The 16223-nt window shown below is 70.7% G+C and carries 16 protein-coding genes, 1 tRNA gene and 1 pseudogene; 11 read left to right on the top strand and 7 right to left on the bottom strand.

Going from position 1 to position 16223, the window contains the following annotated elements; translation table 11 throughout:
- Positions 1-49 precede the first annotated feature (49 nt).
- Positions 50-1381: a serine hydrolase domain-containing protein gene (locus ABZ857_RS29470; RefSeq protein ID WP_357048926.1), complete on the top strand. Its 1332-nt coding sequence runs from the start codon at positions 50-52 to the stop codon at positions 1379-1381.
- Positions 1378-2532 carry an alanine racemase gene (locus tag ABZ857_RS29465; protein WP_357048923.1) on the top strand — a complete coding sequence of 385 codons (1155 nt, stop codon included), beginning with the start codon at positions 1378-1380 and terminating at the stop codon, positions 2530-2532. The genes ABZ857_RS29470 and ABZ857_RS29465 overlap by 4 nt, the downstream gene beginning before the upstream one ends.
- 75 nt (positions 2533-2607) lie before the next feature.
- Here ABZ857_RS29465 and ABZ857_RS29460 read toward each other — a convergent pair whose 3' ends face one another.
- Complete coding sequence (locus ABZ857_RS29460) at positions 2608-3225, bottom strand: PAS domain-containing protein (protein WP_357048920.1); 618 nt, start codon at positions 3223-3225, stop codon at positions 2608-2610.
- A gap of 324 nt (positions 3226-3549) precedes the next feature.
- Here ABZ857_RS29460 and ABZ857_RS29455 point away from each other — a divergent pair, with 324 nt between their 5' ends.
- From ABZ857_RS29455 to ABZ857_RS29430, 6 genes are all read left to right on the top strand, one after another.
- Complete coding sequence (locus ABZ857_RS29455) at positions 3550-4338, top strand: ABC transporter ATP-binding protein (protein ID WP_357048917.1); 789 nt, start codon at positions 3550-3552, stop codon at positions 4336-4338.
- Between the two features lie 76 nt (positions 4339-4414).
- The gene (locus ABZ857_RS29450) at positions 4415-5377 is read left to right on the top strand and encodes an iron-siderophore ABC transporter substrate-binding protein (protein ID WP_357048914.1); all 963 of its coding nucleotides are present in this window, start codon (positions 4415-4417) and stop codon (positions 5375-5377) included.
- Positions 5374-7422 carry an iron ABC transporter permease gene (locus ABZ857_RS29445; RefSeq protein WP_357048911.1) on the top strand — a complete coding sequence of 683 codons (2049 nt, stop codon included), beginning with the start codon at positions 5374-5376 and terminating at the stop codon, positions 7420-7422. Before ABZ857_RS29450 ends, ABZ857_RS29445 begins: the two co-directional genes overlap by 4 nt.
- A complete protein-coding gene (locus ABZ857_RS29440) occupies positions 7419-8489 on the top strand; it encodes a nitrilase-related carbon-nitrogen hydrolase (RefSeq protein ID WP_357048908.1) in 1071 nt (356 codons plus the stop codon). The genes ABZ857_RS29445 and ABZ857_RS29440 overlap by 4 nt, the downstream gene beginning before the upstream one ends.
- Positions 8490-8529: 40 nt before the next feature.
- A complete protein-coding gene (locus ABZ857_RS29435) occupies positions 8530-10005 on the top strand; it encodes a TldD/PmbA family protein (protein ID WP_357048905.1) in 1476 nt (491 codons plus the stop codon).
- Entirely contained in the window at positions 10002-11342 is a 1341-nt protein-coding gene (locus tag ABZ857_RS29430) for a TldD/PmbA family protein (protein WP_357048902.1), read from the top strand. The genes ABZ857_RS29435 and ABZ857_RS29430 overlap by 4 nt, the downstream gene beginning before the upstream one ends.
- Positions 11343-11365: 23 nt before the next feature.
- Here the strand turns inward: ABZ857_RS29430 and ABZ857_RS29425 are convergent, their stop codons facing one another.
- The 4 genes from ABZ857_RS29425 to ABZ857_RS29410 form a co-directional block, all read right to left on the bottom strand.
- Positions 11366-12181 (bottom strand): (2Fe-2S)-binding protein, encoded by an 816-nt coding sequence (locus ABZ857_RS29425; RefSeq protein ID WP_357048899.1) that lies wholly within the window; start codon positions 12179-12181, stop codon positions 11366-11368.
- A gap of 207 nt (positions 12182-12388) precedes the next feature.
- The gene (locus ABZ857_RS29420) at positions 12389-13096 is read right to left on the bottom strand and encodes a VIT1/CCC1 transporter family protein (protein ID WP_357048896.1); all 708 of its coding nucleotides are present in this window, start codon (positions 13094-13096) and stop codon (positions 12389-12391) included.
- A 3-nt stretch (positions 13097-13099) separates the two neighbouring features.
- Complete coding sequence (locus tag ABZ857_RS29415) at positions 13100-13306, bottom strand: hypothetical protein (RefSeq protein ID WP_357048893.1); 207 nt, start codon at positions 13304-13306, stop codon at positions 13100-13102.
- A complete protein-coding gene (locus ABZ857_RS29410; protein WP_357048891.1) occupies positions 13303-14073 on the bottom strand; it encodes a hypothetical protein in 771 nt (256 codons plus the stop codon). Before ABZ857_RS29410 ends, ABZ857_RS29415 begins: the two co-directional genes overlap by 4 nt.
- Before the next feature lie 88 nt (positions 14074-14161).
- Between ABZ857_RS29410 and ABZ857_RS29405 the strand changes: the two genes are divergently transcribed.
- The 3 genes and pseudogenes from ABZ857_RS29405 to ABZ857_RS29395 form a co-directional block, all read left to right on the top strand.
- Positions 14162-14716, top strand: coding sequence for a Chromate resistance protein ChrB (locus ABZ857_RS29405; protein ID WP_357048888.1), 555 nt, complete (start codon positions 14162-14164; stop codon positions 14714-14716).
- A 93-nt stretch (positions 14717-14809) separates the two neighbouring features.
- The gene (locus tag ABZ857_RS29400) at positions 14810-15142 is read left to right on the top strand and encodes an ABC transporter permease subunit (protein ID WP_357048885.1); all 333 of its coding nucleotides are present in this window, start codon (positions 14810-14812) and stop codon (positions 15140-15142) included.
- A 343-nt stretch (positions 15143-15485) separates the two neighbouring features.
- A pseudogene (locus ABZ857_RS29395) lies at positions 15486-15569 on the top strand (hypothetical protein); the annotation flags it as partial.
- 45 nt (positions 15570-15614) lie between these two features.
- Here the strand turns inward: ABZ857_RS29395 and ABZ857_RS29390 are convergent.
- Both ABZ857_RS29390 and ABZ857_RS29385 read right to left on the bottom strand, forming a co-directional pair.
- Entirely contained in the window at positions 15615-15911 is a 297-nt protein-coding gene (locus tag ABZ857_RS29390) for a hypothetical protein (protein WP_357049204.1), read from the bottom strand.
- A gap of 185 nt (positions 15912-16096) precedes the next feature.
- Positions 16097-16182 (bottom strand) — tRNA-Leu (locus ABZ857_RS29385).
- Between the last annotated feature and the right edge of the window lie 41 nt (positions 16183-16223).

The following is a 16223-nucleotide window of genomic DNA, read 5'->3' as shown; positions in this document are numbered from 1 at the left end:
GAGATCAAGACAGACAGGGCTTGAGACAGACAGAAAGGGAACGCAGCGCATGACGACCGCCTCCGAACTGCTCGCCTCGCTTACCGAGACCACCGAGAAGCACCGCCTCGACATCGGGGTGCCGGGCGTCGCACTCGGCGTGGCTGCCGGTGGTGAGGTCGCCTCGACCGGGCTCGGGGTCACCAGCGTGGCCGATCCGCTCCCGGTCACGACGAACACGCTGTTCCGCCTGTGCTCCATCACCAAGATCTTCGCTGCCACGCTCGCCATGACCCTGGTCGAAGAGGGCGTGCTGGACCTCGACGTGCCGGTGGTCGCCTACTATCCGGAGCTGCCCCTCGCCGACGCGGGTGCCCGGGCGTCGGTCACCATGCGCCACCTGCTCACGCACGCCAGCGGCCTCGAAAGCGAGTTGCGCGGCGATCTGGAGACGTTCGGGCGCGACGCCGACGCTCTCGACCGCGTGGTGTCGGCGTACGGCTCGCTCCGCCAGTTCGCCCCGCCCGGTGAGATCTGGGGATACTGCAACACTGGGTACTGGCTCGCCGGTGCCGTGCTCGCGAGGCTCGCGGGGACATCGTTCGAAGACGCGGTGTCGCGGCGCGTCCTCGAACCGCTCGGGATGACGGGGAGCTGCTTCCTGGCTGAGGACGCCGTGCTCGGCCGGGTCGCGCTGCCCCACCGCCGCGCCTCGGCGGGTTCTCCGGAGCACGTCCCCATCCAGTCCTTCGCCTTCCCGCGAGCGCGCGTGCCCTCCGGGGGCGTGATCGCGGGCGTGGACGACCTGCTCAAGTTCGCCGGTCTCCACCTCGGGAACGGCCCCGCCGTCATCTCCGAGGCCGGCCGCGCGGCGATGCGCGAACCCCTGATCCCGGGCGACTCCGCCGGGGATCACCAGGGCCTCGGCTGGATGACCTCCACTCCGGGCGGCACGCGGGTGGCCGAACACAGCGGGTCGTACAAGGGGTACTGCACCAGGCTGACCCTCCTGCCGGATCTGGGGGTCGCCGTGGCCGTGCTCACCAACAGCGACGACGGCGGCCGCCTGTGCCGAGCGGTCAAGGAGGCCGCCCTGGAACTCCTGACCGGGTGGCGGCCCGACGAGGTCGAGTATGCCGATCTCGGTCCCGGCGTCCTCGCCTCGTACGCGGGCGACTACGCGATTCCGGGCGTGGACAGGATCCGGGTGTCTCCGCACGAGGGCGGTCTCCGTCTTGAGCTGGTCAAGAACGCGGCGCCGGCCGGGGAGTCGCTGTGCCGGGCCACGTCCGAGACCGAATTCGAGATCGTCCACGGGCCGAGCCTCGGATCGCGGCTGGTCTTCTTCCCCGGGTCCCCCCTGATCAGGCTGGGCCTCCGGCTCGGGGCCAGGCTGTCGTGACGCCGCCGGCGTCCCGGGTCGGGCCGGGCTTCGGCGTCCGGCCGGCTTCCGCGCTCGCGGCCGCGTTCGCCGACGTCAGGACACCGGCGCTCGTCGTGGACGAGGCGGCGGTGGAGCTGAATCTCCGGCTCATGACGAAGCTCGCCCACTCCCCGGACAGGTGGCGGGCCCATGTGAAGACGGCCAAGGCGCGCTGGGCCATGGAGCGGCTGGTCGCGCACGGGGTGACCAGGTTCAAGGCGTCCACCACCGCCGAGCTGGCCACCCTGCTCTCTCTCGACGTGGCCGACGTGCTCCTCGCCTATCCGGCGGTCGGGCCGACACAGTGGCGGGTGGCCGAGCTCGCCTCCGCCCATCCGGGCGCGGCGGTCTCCGTGCTGGCCGACAGCGTGGCGGGCATCCGCACCTGGCGGCGGGGACCGGTCGGGGCGTTCATCGACGTCGACACCGGGATGGGCCGCACCGGCGTGCCCGTGGGCGATCACGCCGCCGCCTTCGCCGTGGCCGACGAGCTGGCGCGACGCGGGATCCGGCTGCGCGGCCTGCACGGTTATGACGGGCATCTGGCCGACCTGCCAACGCCCGAGCGGGCGCGGAAGGCGGCCGACGGCTTGGCCGCGATCACGGATCTGGCCGAGGCGCTCCAGGCCGTCGGGCACGCGGTCGGAGAGCTGGTCGTGGGCGGAAGCCACACGTTCCGAGAGATCCTGGCCACGCCCACGGCGTGGAGCGAACGGGTGACCGTGGGCGCCGGCACGGTGGTCTACAACGACGCCCGCAGCCTGGCCAGGTTCGGCGACATAGGGTTCACGGCCGCGGCGGCCGTGCTCGCCCGGGTGGTGAGCCGTCCAGCGGCGGGACGGGTGACCGTCGACGCGGGGCTCACCGCCATCCAGGTGGATGCCGGGCGGCCCCACGCGGAGAGCGCGGGCAGCGCGGGCCTGGTGGCGGCCTCGGCGGCGCAGGAACACCTCGTGCTTTCCTGCGCCCCGGGGACCGAGCCCGAGATCGGCGAGTTGGTCACCCTGGTGCCGCGTCACGTGGACACGGCGGTCAGCCAGTTCGGCGAGATGCACGTGATCGGCCCGGACGGCCGTGTCAGGGTGGAGCCCGTCACCGCGCGCCACCACGAGTCCGTGGCCGCCCGATGAGAGCGAGGCCGTCCGTGTCAAGGGTGAGGCCGCGCCCCCGATCGCACGCGCCGTGCCAGGCCCCCGACCTTCTGGTCAGGTTTCCGAGGGCTCCTCCTTGAGGCGGGTGATGTAGTTGTAGACCGACTGTCGTGACATCCCGAGCCGCTCCGCGACGATGGGGACGGCCCGGCGCAGCTGGAACAGACCCCGCTGGTCGAGCTGGCGGAACACCTCCGTCCGCTCCGCCACGGTGAGCCGGGTGAGCGGGTGGCCCAGGGCGTCCTCCACCTCGGCGAGCACCCCGTCGACGACGGACTCGATGTCGGTGCCGAACGTGGTGGAAGGGGAGCCCAGCGGGTCGAGATCGCCGGCCATCTCGGTGAGGAGCCGACCGGCCACGCGTATCTCGGTGACGTCCAGGTTGACGCAGACGGCGCCCACGACGTGGCCGTCGGACGTGCGCAGCAGGATGGTCGACGATTTGATCACGCGGCCGTCGGGAAGCCGCGTCACATAGTTGAGGTCGTCCTTGGCGTCGTCGCCCTGCCGCAGCATGCTGAGGCCGATCTGGCTCATGGCCGACCCCACGCGGCGGCCGGTGACATCGCCGGCGACGGCGATGACCGAATGCTCCACGCGCCGGTAGTCGTGGAGAACGACCTCGCACTTGCGGCCGAACGTGGCCTGGATCCCGTCGACTACCGGGCGCATGGCGGCGAACAGCGCGTCGGCTTCCGCCGACGAGGCGACGGCCGGAGATTTCTGGCTGATCGGATTGTCCTTTCTCCCTGGAACCTCGTTGGAATCTTGTGGGAACCTCGCTGCTCAACACCGGGATCGCGATCCAGTCGGCGGAGCGCGGCCGGGCGGGCCGTGCGGGCCCGGCAACGAGAATTTTACGATTAGTCGAACCCATTGACAACAGGTCCAAATCCAGCCTACTTTGCGGGCTACCAACCGAATCCCCCCACCTCGCGCGAGCTGTCTTACCTCGTCAGCCCCCTGACGGCGGCCGACGATGAGAAAGGCGGAACAATGTCGGGTCCCTTGGTCGCCGAACGACTGAGCGTCGGTCACGACGGCCGCACCATCTTGAGCAATGTCGACTTCATCCTTCCCGCGGGCGCGGTCACCGTGCTCGTCGGCCCCAACGGCTGCGGTAAATCCACCATGCTTCGTACGCTCGCCGGCCTCCAGCGGCCGACCGGCGGGCAGGTCCGCGTCCTGGGCGATCCTCTGGACAAGCTGAGCAGAAGGGAGCTGTCCCGGCGGCTGGCCTTCCTGCCGCAGACCCCCCTCGTCCCGGCCGGGATCACCGTGCGCGAGCTGGCCAGGAACGGCCGCTACGCACATCGCGGCGCGTTCTCACGGCATACGGCCGAGGACCTGGAAGCCGTCGAGTGGGCGCTGCGCGTTACCAACGCGCTTCCCCTCGCCGACAAGAGGATGAACGAGCTGTCGGGCGGCGAGCGGCAACGCGCGTGGCTCGCCGCGGTCCTCGCGCAGAAGGCGGACATCCTCCTGCTCGACGAGCCCACCACCTATCTCGACCTGCGCTATCAGATCGAGGTGCTGGAGGTGGTGCGCGCACTCGCCCATGAGTACGGCATGGCCTGCGGCCTCGTCCTTCACGATCTGGGACAGGCCTCGTCCTACGGCGACCGGGTGATGCTGACCGCCGGCGGCGAGATCCTCGGCCACGGCGAACCGGCCGACGTGCTCACGTCCGAGAGCATCGCCCGCGCCTTCGGCCTCGACGTCAAGGTCGTCCACGACCCCGAGACCGGTGGGATCGCCTGCTTCCCCCGCACCTCACCCAACTGATACCCAACTGATCCGCACGCCCCGCCCCCACGGCCGACCACACGGAATGACCCCCCACCAGCTAAGGCAGACGACGATGCGCAGATCCGCCATCCTTCTCGGCACCGTGCTCGCGGTGCTCGCCCTCGCCTCGTGTGGCTCCCCAGCCGCCACCACCGGCCAGCCCACCGCCGCCCCCGGGGCGGCGAAGATCACCATACAGGACGGCTTCGGCTCCGTGGAGCTCGCCGCCGCCGCCACCCGCGTCGTCTCCCTCGAATGGACCTACACCGAAGAGCTGCTCGCGCTCGGCGTGACCCCGGTCGGCGTCGCCGACAAGGCCCTCTACAACGACTGGGTGACCGCGGGCCCGCGAATCGCCGAGTCCACGGTCGACGTCGGCACCCGCCAGGAACCGAACCTGGAGACCATCGCCTCGCTCAAGCCCGACCTGATCGTGGGCAACGCCGACCGGCTCGCCAACAACATCGAGAGCCTCAAGGCCATCGCTCCGGTCGTCGCCTTCCGCTGGAACGATCCGGCCAAGGCGCAGCTCGCGGTCATGAAGGAGTCCTTCACGTCGCTGGGTGAGGCCGTCGGGAAGGACGCCGAGGCGGCCAAGGCGCTCGCGGGGCTCGACGCGACCGTGGCGTCGGCGAAGGAGAAGCTCACCGCCGTGGACGGGGCGTTCGCCCTGGCCTACCCCGCGGGGGGTGCAGGCGCAGCGACCGTGACGATCTTCGCCAAGACCTCCCTGGCCTCCCAGATCCTGGAGGAGGCCGGCATGACCAACGCGTGGACCGGCAACGCCGATTCCGACGGGCTCAGCACGGTGGGCGTCGAGGCGCTGACCAGGTTGCCCGCCGACGTGAACTTCCTCTACGTCTCCCCGTCCTCCGACGACACCTTCGCCAAGCTGGCGGACAACAAGGTGTGGACGGGGCTGCCCTTCGTCAAGGCGGCCCGCACCTACAAGCTCGACCCGACTCCCTGGTTCTACGGCGGTCCCACCTCGGCCGAGCAGCTGCTCAACCAGACTGTGGCGACGCTGGTCAAATGAGCGCCGTCCTCGCATCCTCCGCCCCCGCCCCGATGCGCCCCGCCCGGCGGCCAGCCGCCCCGGTCGCCTGCGGCCTCGCCCTCGTCCTGCTGGCTCTCGTCTTCCTCTGGCACCTGGGCCAGGGCGCCTCCCACCTCGGTGTCGGCGACGTGCTCAAGGTGCTCACCGGCGGCGGAGACCAACTGGCGGACGACATCGTCTTCAGCGGACGACTGCCCCGGACGCTCGCGGGGCTGGTGGCGGGACTCGCCCTGGGCCTCGCGGGAGGTCTGATCCAGGGCGGCACGCGCAACCCGCTCGCGGCCCCCGACACGCTGGGCGTGAACGCGGGCGCCTACCTGGCGGTCACGGCCGCCAGCGCGACCGGACTGAGCGTCGGCGTGCTCGGCACCGGGGCCGCCGCCCTTGCCGGAGCCGTCGGTGCCGCAGCCCTCGTGTACGCGCTGGCGGGGCGGTCACTGTATGTCCCCGGGCGGGTGCTCCTGGCCGGTACGGCCGTCGCGCTCGCGGCCACATCCCTCGCGCTGATGCTGCAAATGCTCGACGAGCAGACCGCGCGGGGCACGTTCTTCTGGGGCAACGGGTCGCTGATCCAGACCGGGCTGACCGTCCCTGTCTGGACCGGTGCGGCGACCCTCGTTCTCGCTGTGGCCCTGCCCGGGCTCGTCCGCCCGCTCGACCTGCTCTCCCTGGGCGACGACACGGCGGAGGCCATGGGGGTGAACGCGGGACGCATGCGCCTTTACGTCCTGCTGCTTTCCGTCGCCTTCGCCGCAGTCGCGGTGACCGTCGCGGGACCGATCGGCTTCGTCGGCCTGGTGGCCCCGATCGCGGTGCGGATGGCGGGCATCCACAGGCACGCCTGGCTGCTTCCCCTCTCCGGCTCGGTGGGCGCGCTGCTCGTGCTGCTCGCCGACGGCGCGGGGCAGGCGCTCCAGACCGCCGCGGGCGGCGAGATCCCCGTGGGCGTCGTCACCGCGCTGGTGGGCGGTCCCGTCTTCCTGGTGCTGGTCCGCCGCCTGACCACGGGCGACGCCGAGACCGGGGCCTCGGTCACCGAGGCCAGGCCGCTGACCGGCAGGCGCTACACCACGGTTGTGGCGGTCGCGGTGGTCCTGCTCGTCGCCTCGATGCTCGTCGGACTCTCCGTCGGCACGTTGACCATCGACCTGTCGCAGATGTTCAACCCCGATCCGCTGATCCAGAGTGTCCTCTCCCAACGGTTCACGCGGGTGCTGGCCGCGGCCGGCGGCGGAGCCTGCCTCGCGGTGGCGGGTGGCGCCGTACAGGCCGTCATCCGCAATCCGCTCGCCGAGCCGTCCCTGCTGGGGGTCACCGGCGGTGCGGCCATCGGCGCCGTCACAGTGATCACGATGGCGTCCACCGCCCCGCACTGGATGATCCCAGGGGCGGCGTCGCTGGGCGGCTTCCTCTCTCTACTACTGGTGATGGCGGTGGCCCGGCGGAAGGGCACCCTGGATCCCACCCGTGTCGTGCTCGTCGGCATCGGCTTGGCCGCGGCCACCTCGGCGGTCGTCCAGGTGCTGGCCCTGCGCTCCACCATGACGATCGGTGCGGTGCTGACCTGGCTGGCGGGCTCCACCTACGGCCGTGCAGGCGAAGATCTGCTCTGGTTGATCGTCCCGCTGGTCGTCACGGTCTTCCTCGTCATCGGCACGCGGCCGCTGGACATGCTGGCGCTGGGGGAGGACCTGCCGCGCGCGTTCGGACTCGGCCTGGGCAGGGTCCGCCTCCTCGTCCTCATGGGCGCGGTGGCCCTCGCCGCGGGAACCGCCGCGACGATCGGCGCGGTCGGCTTCGTCGGCCTGATCGCGCCGCACCTCGCGCGGGGGTTCGTCGGCTCCTCACACCGGCGGATGCTGCCCGTGGCCGCGCTGCTGGGGGCCGCTCTGGTGGTCGTCGCCGACACCATCGGCCGTCTGGTCATCGACCCGAGGCAGATCCCCGTTGGTGTGATGACCGCGCTGGTCGGCACCCCGTACATGATCTGGCTGCTCCGCTCGAACCGGAAGGTGAACCGTTGAGTCTCGACCTCGGCGAGTTCCTCGCCGTCGCCTGCCAGATGGACACCGTGGACGGCGCCGTCGGCCAGAACCTCAAGCAGATGGTCACGATGATCGACTGGGCGATGGAGGGCTACTCGGCCCTCGGCGTCCCGGTCCGGCTGATCGTCTTTCCCGAGCTGGCGATCCACGGCTCGGTCGGCGCGACCTACGCGGACAAGCGGCGTCATGCGATCGAGCTTCCGGGCCCGGAGATCGAGGAACTCGCCGAGAAGGCCAGGACCCACGGCGTCTATCTCGTGGCGGGCACGGTCTTCGAGTACGAGCCCGAGTACGACGCGGTCTTCAACACGCTGGTGATGCTCGCGCCGTCCGGCAAGATCGTGCTCCGCTACCGCAAGGTCAACGTCTGGTATCCGCTGGAGACGACCCAGTCGCCGATCGACCTGCTCGGCGAGGGGTACGACACCGCCAGGTTCCCGCTGTTCCCGGTCGCCCACACCGAGATAGGCACCATCGGCGGGCTCATCTGCTACGACGGTTTCTTTCCCGAGGTCACGCGGCAGCTGGCGGCCGAAGGCGCCGAGATCTTCGTGCGGGCCTCGGCGATCATGGACCCCTGGGGGTCCGGGCCTACCGGCGCGAGCGTCATGACCGACCGGATGCGCTCCCTGGAGAACCTCGCCTACACGGTGAGTGCCCAGCGCGGGTCCAGCCCGCGGACGGGCCCGCCGTTCTCATGGCCGGGCCGCAGTTCGATCGTGGACTTCGAAGGCCGCGTGCTCAGCGAGGCGGAGCGGGGCGAGGAGATCATCATGGCCAGGATCGACGCCAACAGAGTGCGCGCGTACCGCGAGTCCGTACTCGGCGGCAACATGCTGGCGCACAACCGCACCGAAGCCTACGACTACCTGACGCGGCCCGGCCCCGGGCCGCGCCCGCGGCTCTCCACGGGCCGCACGGTGTCCGAGACGGAGCACTTCGCCACCGCCCGCGAGCAGAACGACGCCTACTGGGCCGGCTACTACGAGCGGGATCCCTTCTGGAGACGCCGGCGCGATATGGCCGCCCGAGAGAGGGACGCCTAGCGGCGGCGTTGTCCCACCCGGATCAGACGAAGGAGTTGCGATGGGGCCACACGGCACGCCATCGGGCGCGATGCGAGAGATCACCGATCGAGCGCTCGACACCGCCGTGAGCGCGGGCGCCGACTACGCGGACGTGCGCGTCGTACGGCGGGTGGAGGAGTCGGTGACGGTGCGCACCGGCCGGGTGGAGTCCATCGCCTCGGACGAGAGCGAGGGCGTCGGCGTCCGGGTGTTCGCGTACGGGGCGTGGGGCTTCGCGGCGACACACCGGTACGACGCGGACGCGATCGACCGGGCCGCGGCCGAGGCGGTACGGCTCGCGAAGGGCGCGGCGCCCTCTCTCAGGCGCCGCGTCAGCCTGGCGGAGCGCCCCCGCGCCTACGGCACGTACGCCACGCCCGTGCGTGAGGATCCCTTCGCGCTCCCGCTCGAGGCAAAGGTCACCGACCTGATCGACGCCGACGCCGCGCTGGCCGTCCCCGGAGTCGTGTCGACCGCGTCGACGTACGCCGCCCAGCGGGAGTGGAAGACCTTCGCGGCGACGGACGGCAGCCTCACCGAGCAGGTGCTCACGCACGTGGGGGCGGGCATCGAGGCGCACGCCGTGATGGGAAGCGAGCACCAGCGGCGCAGCTACCCAGAGGCGCGGGGCGGCCGCTGGCAGCAGGCGGGATACGAGTTCATCCGCGAGCTCGACCTGAAAGGGAACGCGGCCCGATACGGAGAGGAGGCCGTCGCCCTACTGTCGGCCCCGCTGTGCCCTGAGGGCCCAGCCACCGTCGTCATCGACCCCAGCCAGCTCTACCTGCAGATCCACGAGTCGTGCGGACACGCGACCGAGCTGGACCGGGTCTTCGGCGCGGAGGCGAGTTACGCGGGGACCAGCTTCCTGACCGCGGACCTGCTGGACTCGCGCTTCAGGTACGGCTCCGACCTGGTCACCCTGGTCGCCGACGCGACCGTGCCCGGCGGCCCGGGATCGTTCGGCTGGGACGACGAGGGGGTGGCGGCGCAGCGGACCACCCTGGTGGAGAACGGGATCCTCACCGGCTATCTGACCTCGCGGGACACGGCTCCCCGCATCGGCAGGGAGTCCGGTGGAACCGTGCGCGCCGAGAGCTGGAACCGGCTTCCGCTGGTCCGCATGACCAACGTCAATCTCATGCCGGTGCCCGGCATGAGCCTCCAGGACATCGTGGCCGACACCGACGACGGCCTCTACCTGACTCAGAATCGCAGCTGGTCGATCGACGACCGCCGGTGGAACTTCCAGTTCGGCACCGAGATCGCCTACGAGATCAAGGGCGGCAGGCTGGGGCGCATCCTGAAGAACCCCGTCTACTCGGGGATCACCCCGGAGTTCTGGCGCTCCTGCGACGCGGTCGCCGACGAGCGGAGCTATGTCATGTACGGCAATCCCAACTGCGCCAAGGGCCTTCCGCCGCAATGCGTGCAGGTCGGCCACGGCACTTCGGGCGCACGGTTCCGAGGCGTGCGGATGGGGGCGGGACGATGAACCTCGAACGGTACGCCGAGCGGGTACTGGACACGGCGCGCCGGCACGGCGCGACCGACGCCGAGGTAAGCGTGGAGGCCCGGTGCGCCGCGCTGACCAGGTTCGCCAACTCCGAGATTCACCAGAGCGTCGCCGAGGACACCGTGCGGGTCGGTCTCCGCTTCATCCACGGCAGGCGGTACGGCATGGCCGCCACAGGACGCCTGGACGACGCCGCACTCGAATCCCTCGTCGAGCGCGCGTCGGTGAACGCACGCAGCACAGCCGAGAGCGACGACTGGCCCGGCCTTCCGGAGCCGGGGCCGATCCCGGAGGTGACGGGGGCCTATGCCGCTTCGACCGGCGAGGCCACAGCCGAGCGCCGGATCGGGACCGTACGCGAGGTCGTCGCCGCTGCGGACGCCGCCGGCGTGGCCGCGTTCGGTTCCTTCACGACCGGCGCCGTCACCACTGCGGTGATCAGTACCCGGGGCGTGCGGGCCGTCCAGACCAGGAGCGACGCGTGGCTGGTCACCGTGCACATGTCGCCCGGCGGCGGCACCGGCTACGCCGAGACCTGCGCGGTGGACGTGGCGGATGTCGACGGCGCGGCCCTCGGCCGGGAGGCGGCCGGCAAGGCGCGCGCCGACGATCACGCGGTCGTTCTCCCGGCGGGGGAGTATCCCGTGGTCCTGGAGGAGTACGCCGTAGTGGACCTGCTGGCCAAGCTCGGCAGGTGCGGCTTCAACGCGCTCGCCGCGCAGGAGGGGCAGTCTTTCGCGGCCCCCGGCCTCCGCGTGGCCAGCGACCTCGTCACCGTCTGGGATGACGGCACCGACCCCGCGGGGCTTCCCACCGCGTTCGACCACGAGGGCGTCGGGAAGGAACGCGTCAGCCTCATCGATCGCGGCAGATGCGTGGGGCTGGTCCACGACACCCGCACCGCGGCCAGGGCCGGGATCCGGTCCACCGGGCACGCGTTGCCCGCGCCCAATCCGGTCGGGCCCCTGCCGACGAACATGTTCATGGCGCCGGGCACGTTGTCACGGGAGGAACTGGTCGGGCGGCTGGACCGGGGGCTTCTCGTCACGCGCTTCTACTACACCAACCCCGTGAACCCGAAGCGCGGGATCGTCACCGGGGTTACCCGGGACGGCGTCTTCCTCGTCGAAGACGGCGAGATCGTCACCCCCGTCCGCGATCTGCGCTTCAGCGTGAGCTACCTGGACGTGCTGCGGGGCGTCTCGGCGGTCGGCAAGGAGCGCAAGACGCTGCGCGGCTGGTACGGAGGGGTGCCGGTGCTCGGCGACATCACCGTTCCCGCCGTCCTGGTGGACGGTTTCCGTTTCTCCGGCTAGCCGTGATGCCGGGGAGGGACGGCTCATCGGGCTCCCTGAGATTCCCGTACGGCACGAGCCCACCGGTCGCGGCGCGCGCCGGGGTCGTCCAGCGCGCAGTCGCCGCACTTGCGGCCGTCCTGCGCCCGGTAGTACAGGCAGCAGCTGCGGCGGACGAAGAACGGGTGACCGGGCGCAGGTTCCGCCAGCTCGCCCTTGTCCCGGAGGTGGCCCAGGTCCAGCAGCTCGCGAACCAGCCCGAGGGTCGCTCCGGCGAGGTCGGGGCGTATGCGGGCGAGGGCGCGGGCGGTCCCGGCCAGCGAGGAGGCCACATTGCCCCACAGCAGGCCAGGAGCGATCTTCACGACCCCCTGGACCGCCTCGGCGAGCGGTTCCAGCAGCCCCGGCATCACGGTGTGGTACAGCCACTCGGCTGTCCGTTCCGGGTCACGGATCTCCCAGCCTGCGAGATCGGTGGTGCGCAGCGGCAGCACGCCGTCGGGCGCGGGCTGCCAGTGGACGCGTCCCGGGTCCAGCTCGACGAGCAGGCCGTGGGCGACCGCCGCGCCGAAGAGGGGCGAGCACAGCCGGGAGGCGAGCTTCTGGAACAGGATCGAGGCGGCCACCCGGGCCTCCGCGGTGCCCAGGCGTTCGGCCACGTCCCCGATCCTCTGTTCCAGGACGTCTGCATCGGTGAGCAGATCGGTGAACGGATGCCATCCCACCTCGACCCGGCCGACGCCGAGCTCGAACCGGTCGCCCATGGAGGAGACGTTCGCGATCGCCTGGAAGACGGCCGGGGAAGGGGCGAGCGGCGGGCCTGTGTGGAGTCGTGTCGGGCGGGAACTGCGCTGGTTCATTGTCACACCGCCGGTCAGGTCCGGGCCGCGCGTTCGCGCGGCGGTAGGGCGATCACTACGGGAGCGCCGAGGATGACGGCCACGGCGTCGAGCGGTGGCACGGCTTCGCTCGCCGGTTGGGAGCTCCCGGCGGCGGCCGCGACTCGCGGGGCCGCCGCCGAGGGGGCTGTGGTGCCGCGGACGGTGGCGGATCACCGGCCCGCCGGGTTAGCCGATGAACGTTCCCACCAGGCTGCCCACCCCGTAGGTCACCGCTGTGGCGAGGGCGCCGAGTGCGAGCTGGCGGACTCCGCCGTACAGGGGAGACCTGGCGGTGAGCACGGCGACCAGCGCGCCGGTGACGAAGAGGGCGGTCGCGGTGAGCACGACCACCGCGAGCACCGACGACATCCCGATGAGGAACGGCAGCACCGGGATCAGCGCTCCGAGGGCGAAGGCCAGGAAGGAGGACCCTGCGGCGACCCAGGGCGAGGGCAGGTCGTCGGGGTCGATGCCGAGCTCCTCGCGGGCATGCACCCGCCAGGCCACCTCGTCGTCATGGTGGAGCTGCCTCGCGACCTCCGTGGCGAGCTCGGGTGTCAGGCCCCGGGACTGGTACAGCAGCGCGAGCTCCCGTTCCTCCGCCTCCGGGTTACGTGCCAGTTCACGGCGCTCGATGGCGATCTCGGCCTGGGTGAGCTCCCGCTGGGAGGCGACCGAGGTGTACTCGCCCGTCGCCATCGAGAAGGCGCCGGCGGCGAGCCCGGCGAGCCCGGCGATCACGACGCCGGTGCCGGTGGCCCCGCCGCCGATGACCCCGGCGAGGAGCGCGGCATTGGAGACCAGCCCGTCCATCACCCCGAACACGGCGGGACGCAGCCACCCCCCGGTGACGTCTCGATGGTGGTTGTGCAGTTCTGCGGCCTGCGCGGTCATCGGCTAGCTCCTCACGTCGATCAACACACTGGCCACGAAGAACAGGAGCAGCAGCGCGCCGCCCGCGATCGCCGCTCCGGCGGCGGACACGCCCGCGAGCACGACTGCGAGCGTCACCGCGAGCGCCGCGACGACCGCTGCGGCGATCTTCCAGTCGTCGCCGATGATGAAGTCGTACCAGAACTGTCCGAATCCCTTGACGAACCTCATCGGGCGACCTCCGGCTTGAGACGGGGCAGGAACTTGACCAGCACGCGCGAGGTCAGGAGCCAGCAGGCGAGCAGGGCGAGGATGGCCCAGTCGCCACCCGGCCATTCGAGGCTCTCGCCGCTCCGCGTGAAGACGCCCAGGCCCTCCACGGCCCAGTACGCGCCGAAACTGGCGAGCAGCAGGCCCACACCGTACTTCAGGGCGTTCTCGGGGATCGCCGCGAGCGGACGGTGCAGGATCACGCCGGCGATCAGGACGAGGACGCCGGCGCTGGCCGCGCCGCCGATCGCCGCGGGCATGTTCGCCGCGCTGAGCCCGAACGTGATCACGATGAAGACGACCTCGACGCCCTCGAGGAACACGCCCTTGAACGACACCACGAACGCGAACGTGTCGACGCCGAAGCGGCTCTGGCGGGCGGCCCGCCGCGCCGCCTCGGTCTGGGCGGCGTACTCCTCCTCCTCGTCATGCATGGCCTTCAGCCCGGAGGACCGCAGGACCGCCTTGCGCAGCCACTGGAGGCCGAAGATCAGCAAAAGCGTGCCGACCACCAGTTGGAGGAGCGACTCGGGCAGCCAGGTGCTCAGGGCGTACCCGGCGGCGGCGGTGAACGCGGTCAGCGCCACCAGCGCCGCCACGGTGCCCGCGATGGCGGAGCGCCAGCCGCGTGTCACGCCCATGGCCAGAACGATGGTCAGTGCCTCGACGAACTCGACGAACGAGGCGGCGAAGGTCGAGGCCACCAGGCCCCATGTTGCGCCTGTCACGGCGGCTCCTTCTGTGTAACAGATGCTTCAATGAAACACATGCTTCATTACGTATATCCGACATGTCAACTGGGTAGCCTTGGATGCCGTGACGATCGACGAGCGATTCCTGCAGCTCGTGTACCGCGTGCCCACGACGACCTCACGCGCTCGGGTGGCCGTGTGGCGCGAGCTGAAGCGCCTGGGCGCCCTCTACATCCAGCAGGCCGTGTGCGTTCTGCCGGACCGTCCCGGCGTACGGGAACGTCTCGACAAGGTCCGCGAGCGCATCGACGAACTCGGCGGCGAGAGCATGATCTTCCTGCTCACCGCGGTCGAGGAAAGCGAGTACCACACGCTGGTCGAGTCGTTCCGCGAGAACTCGGCGAAGGAATACGCCGAGATCGTGGAGGAGTGTGAGACGAAGTTCTTCAAGGAGATCGAGTTCGAGCGGTACCGCGAGAACTACACGTTCGAGGAGACCGAGGAGATCCGCCAGGACCTCGAGAAGCTGCGGCGCTGGCTCCGCAAGGTCGAGGGGCGCGACTGGATGGGCGCCCCGGGCAGGGAACTCGCCCGTGAGAAGGTCGCGGAGTGCGAACGGCTCCTCGACCAGTTCGAGGCCGATGTCTACGAGCGTGTCGGCGACCCCGGGAAGCTCTGACGGGGCGGCGCGGGCGCTGTGACCTCAACGGCGACCGGGGCAGAAGCACGGGAGCGGCGGCGACCGAATCGACCGCCGCGCCGCTGCCTGGTCGTGGCCGCCAGCCTGACACGGCGCATCTGGCTTCAGACCGCCGTCCTCGACGGCCTCCCGCCGCACCGCGTGCTCACCCACCATGTCCTGCCGGGCGCCCTGCCGACCGTCGCGACCGGCCTCGCCACCTCCTCCGGGGTACTGCTGGGCGGTGCCGTCGTCGTGGAGACCATCTTCAACTACCCCGGGATCGGCGCCGTGCCGGCGTCCGCCGTCGCCGACCGTGACACCCCGGTCATCGCCGGAGTGACCGCGCTCGCGGGCGCGTGCATAATGTGCGCGCTGCTGGCGGCGGATCTGGTGCGGGGCCTGGTCACAGGGGGCCGCCGATGATGTCGCTCGCAGACAACCGGTATGGGACCCCAAGGCCGCCCATCCCCGGACTTCCGTCCTCCTTCACGTCCTCCCCGCCCTCCTGCTCGTGTGCCTCGCCCTCGTCGGCCCCCTGGCTCGCGCCGCACGCCGTAGGACGACCCGGTCACCTGCGACGGCTCGGTCACATGACCAAGCAGCGCTGGAACACGCGCGACCAATGGGTCTGGTCGGACCGGCTCACCCACGAACCGCCGGTGAGCCCCGAGGACTTCGAACAGGCCCAGGCGATCCTCGCCGGCCGGGGACGCGGTCCCACCGCCCATAAGCCACACCGACCCGCAGGCCCTACGCCCTGCGCGGCGTGCTGTTCTGCGGCTACTGCGACCGCCGCACGCAGGGCAACTGGAACAACGACCAGGCCTACTACCGCTGCCGATACCCGGCTGAGTACGCCCTGGCCAACGACGTCGATCACCCCAAGGTCGTCTACCTACGCGAGGCCGACGTGCTCGATCACCTCGATGCCTGGCTGAGACTGGCGTTCGCACCCAAGCGGCGTGAGCAGACGATTCAGACACTCGCCGACCACGGCCAGGACGCCCCCGACAGCGTGAGCGAAGCGGCTCGAATGAAGATCGCCGAATGTGACCGCAAGCTTGCTCAGCACCGAGCGGCGCTCGAAGCAGGTGCCGACCCGGTGCTGGTCACCCAATGGATCGCCGAGATCCAGACGCAGCGCGTCGCCGCACAGGCACAACTGCGCCAGGCAGAGTGGGCGACGCCGCATGAGCAAGGAGGAGATCGACGCGGTGGTGACAGCGCTCGGGGACCTTGCGAAGGTGCTCCAAGAAGCCGATCCGGTCGACAAGGCCGACATCTACTCACAGATAGGGCTCAGATCGACGTACCGACCCCAGAAACGACTTGTGGAGGCTCAGGTGATCCCTGGCCTCCACATGTGCAAAAGGTTTGTGTCCGAGGGGGGACTTGAACCCCCATGCCCATCACTGGGCACTAGCACCTCAAGCTAGCGCGTCTGCCTATTCCGCCACCCGGACGTGGTGCCTCACGCGGGATCGTCATCCCGCGTCGGCTGATA

The sequence above is a fragment of the Microbispora sp. NPDC046933 genome, from assembly GCF_040644635.1.
Classification (GTDB): Bacteria; Actinomycetota; Actinomycetes; order Streptosporangiales; family Streptosporangiaceae; genus Microbispora.
The sequence above is the reverse complement of the archived record's forward strand: the minus strand, read 5'-3'. Positions and strand labels throughout refer to the sequence as shown.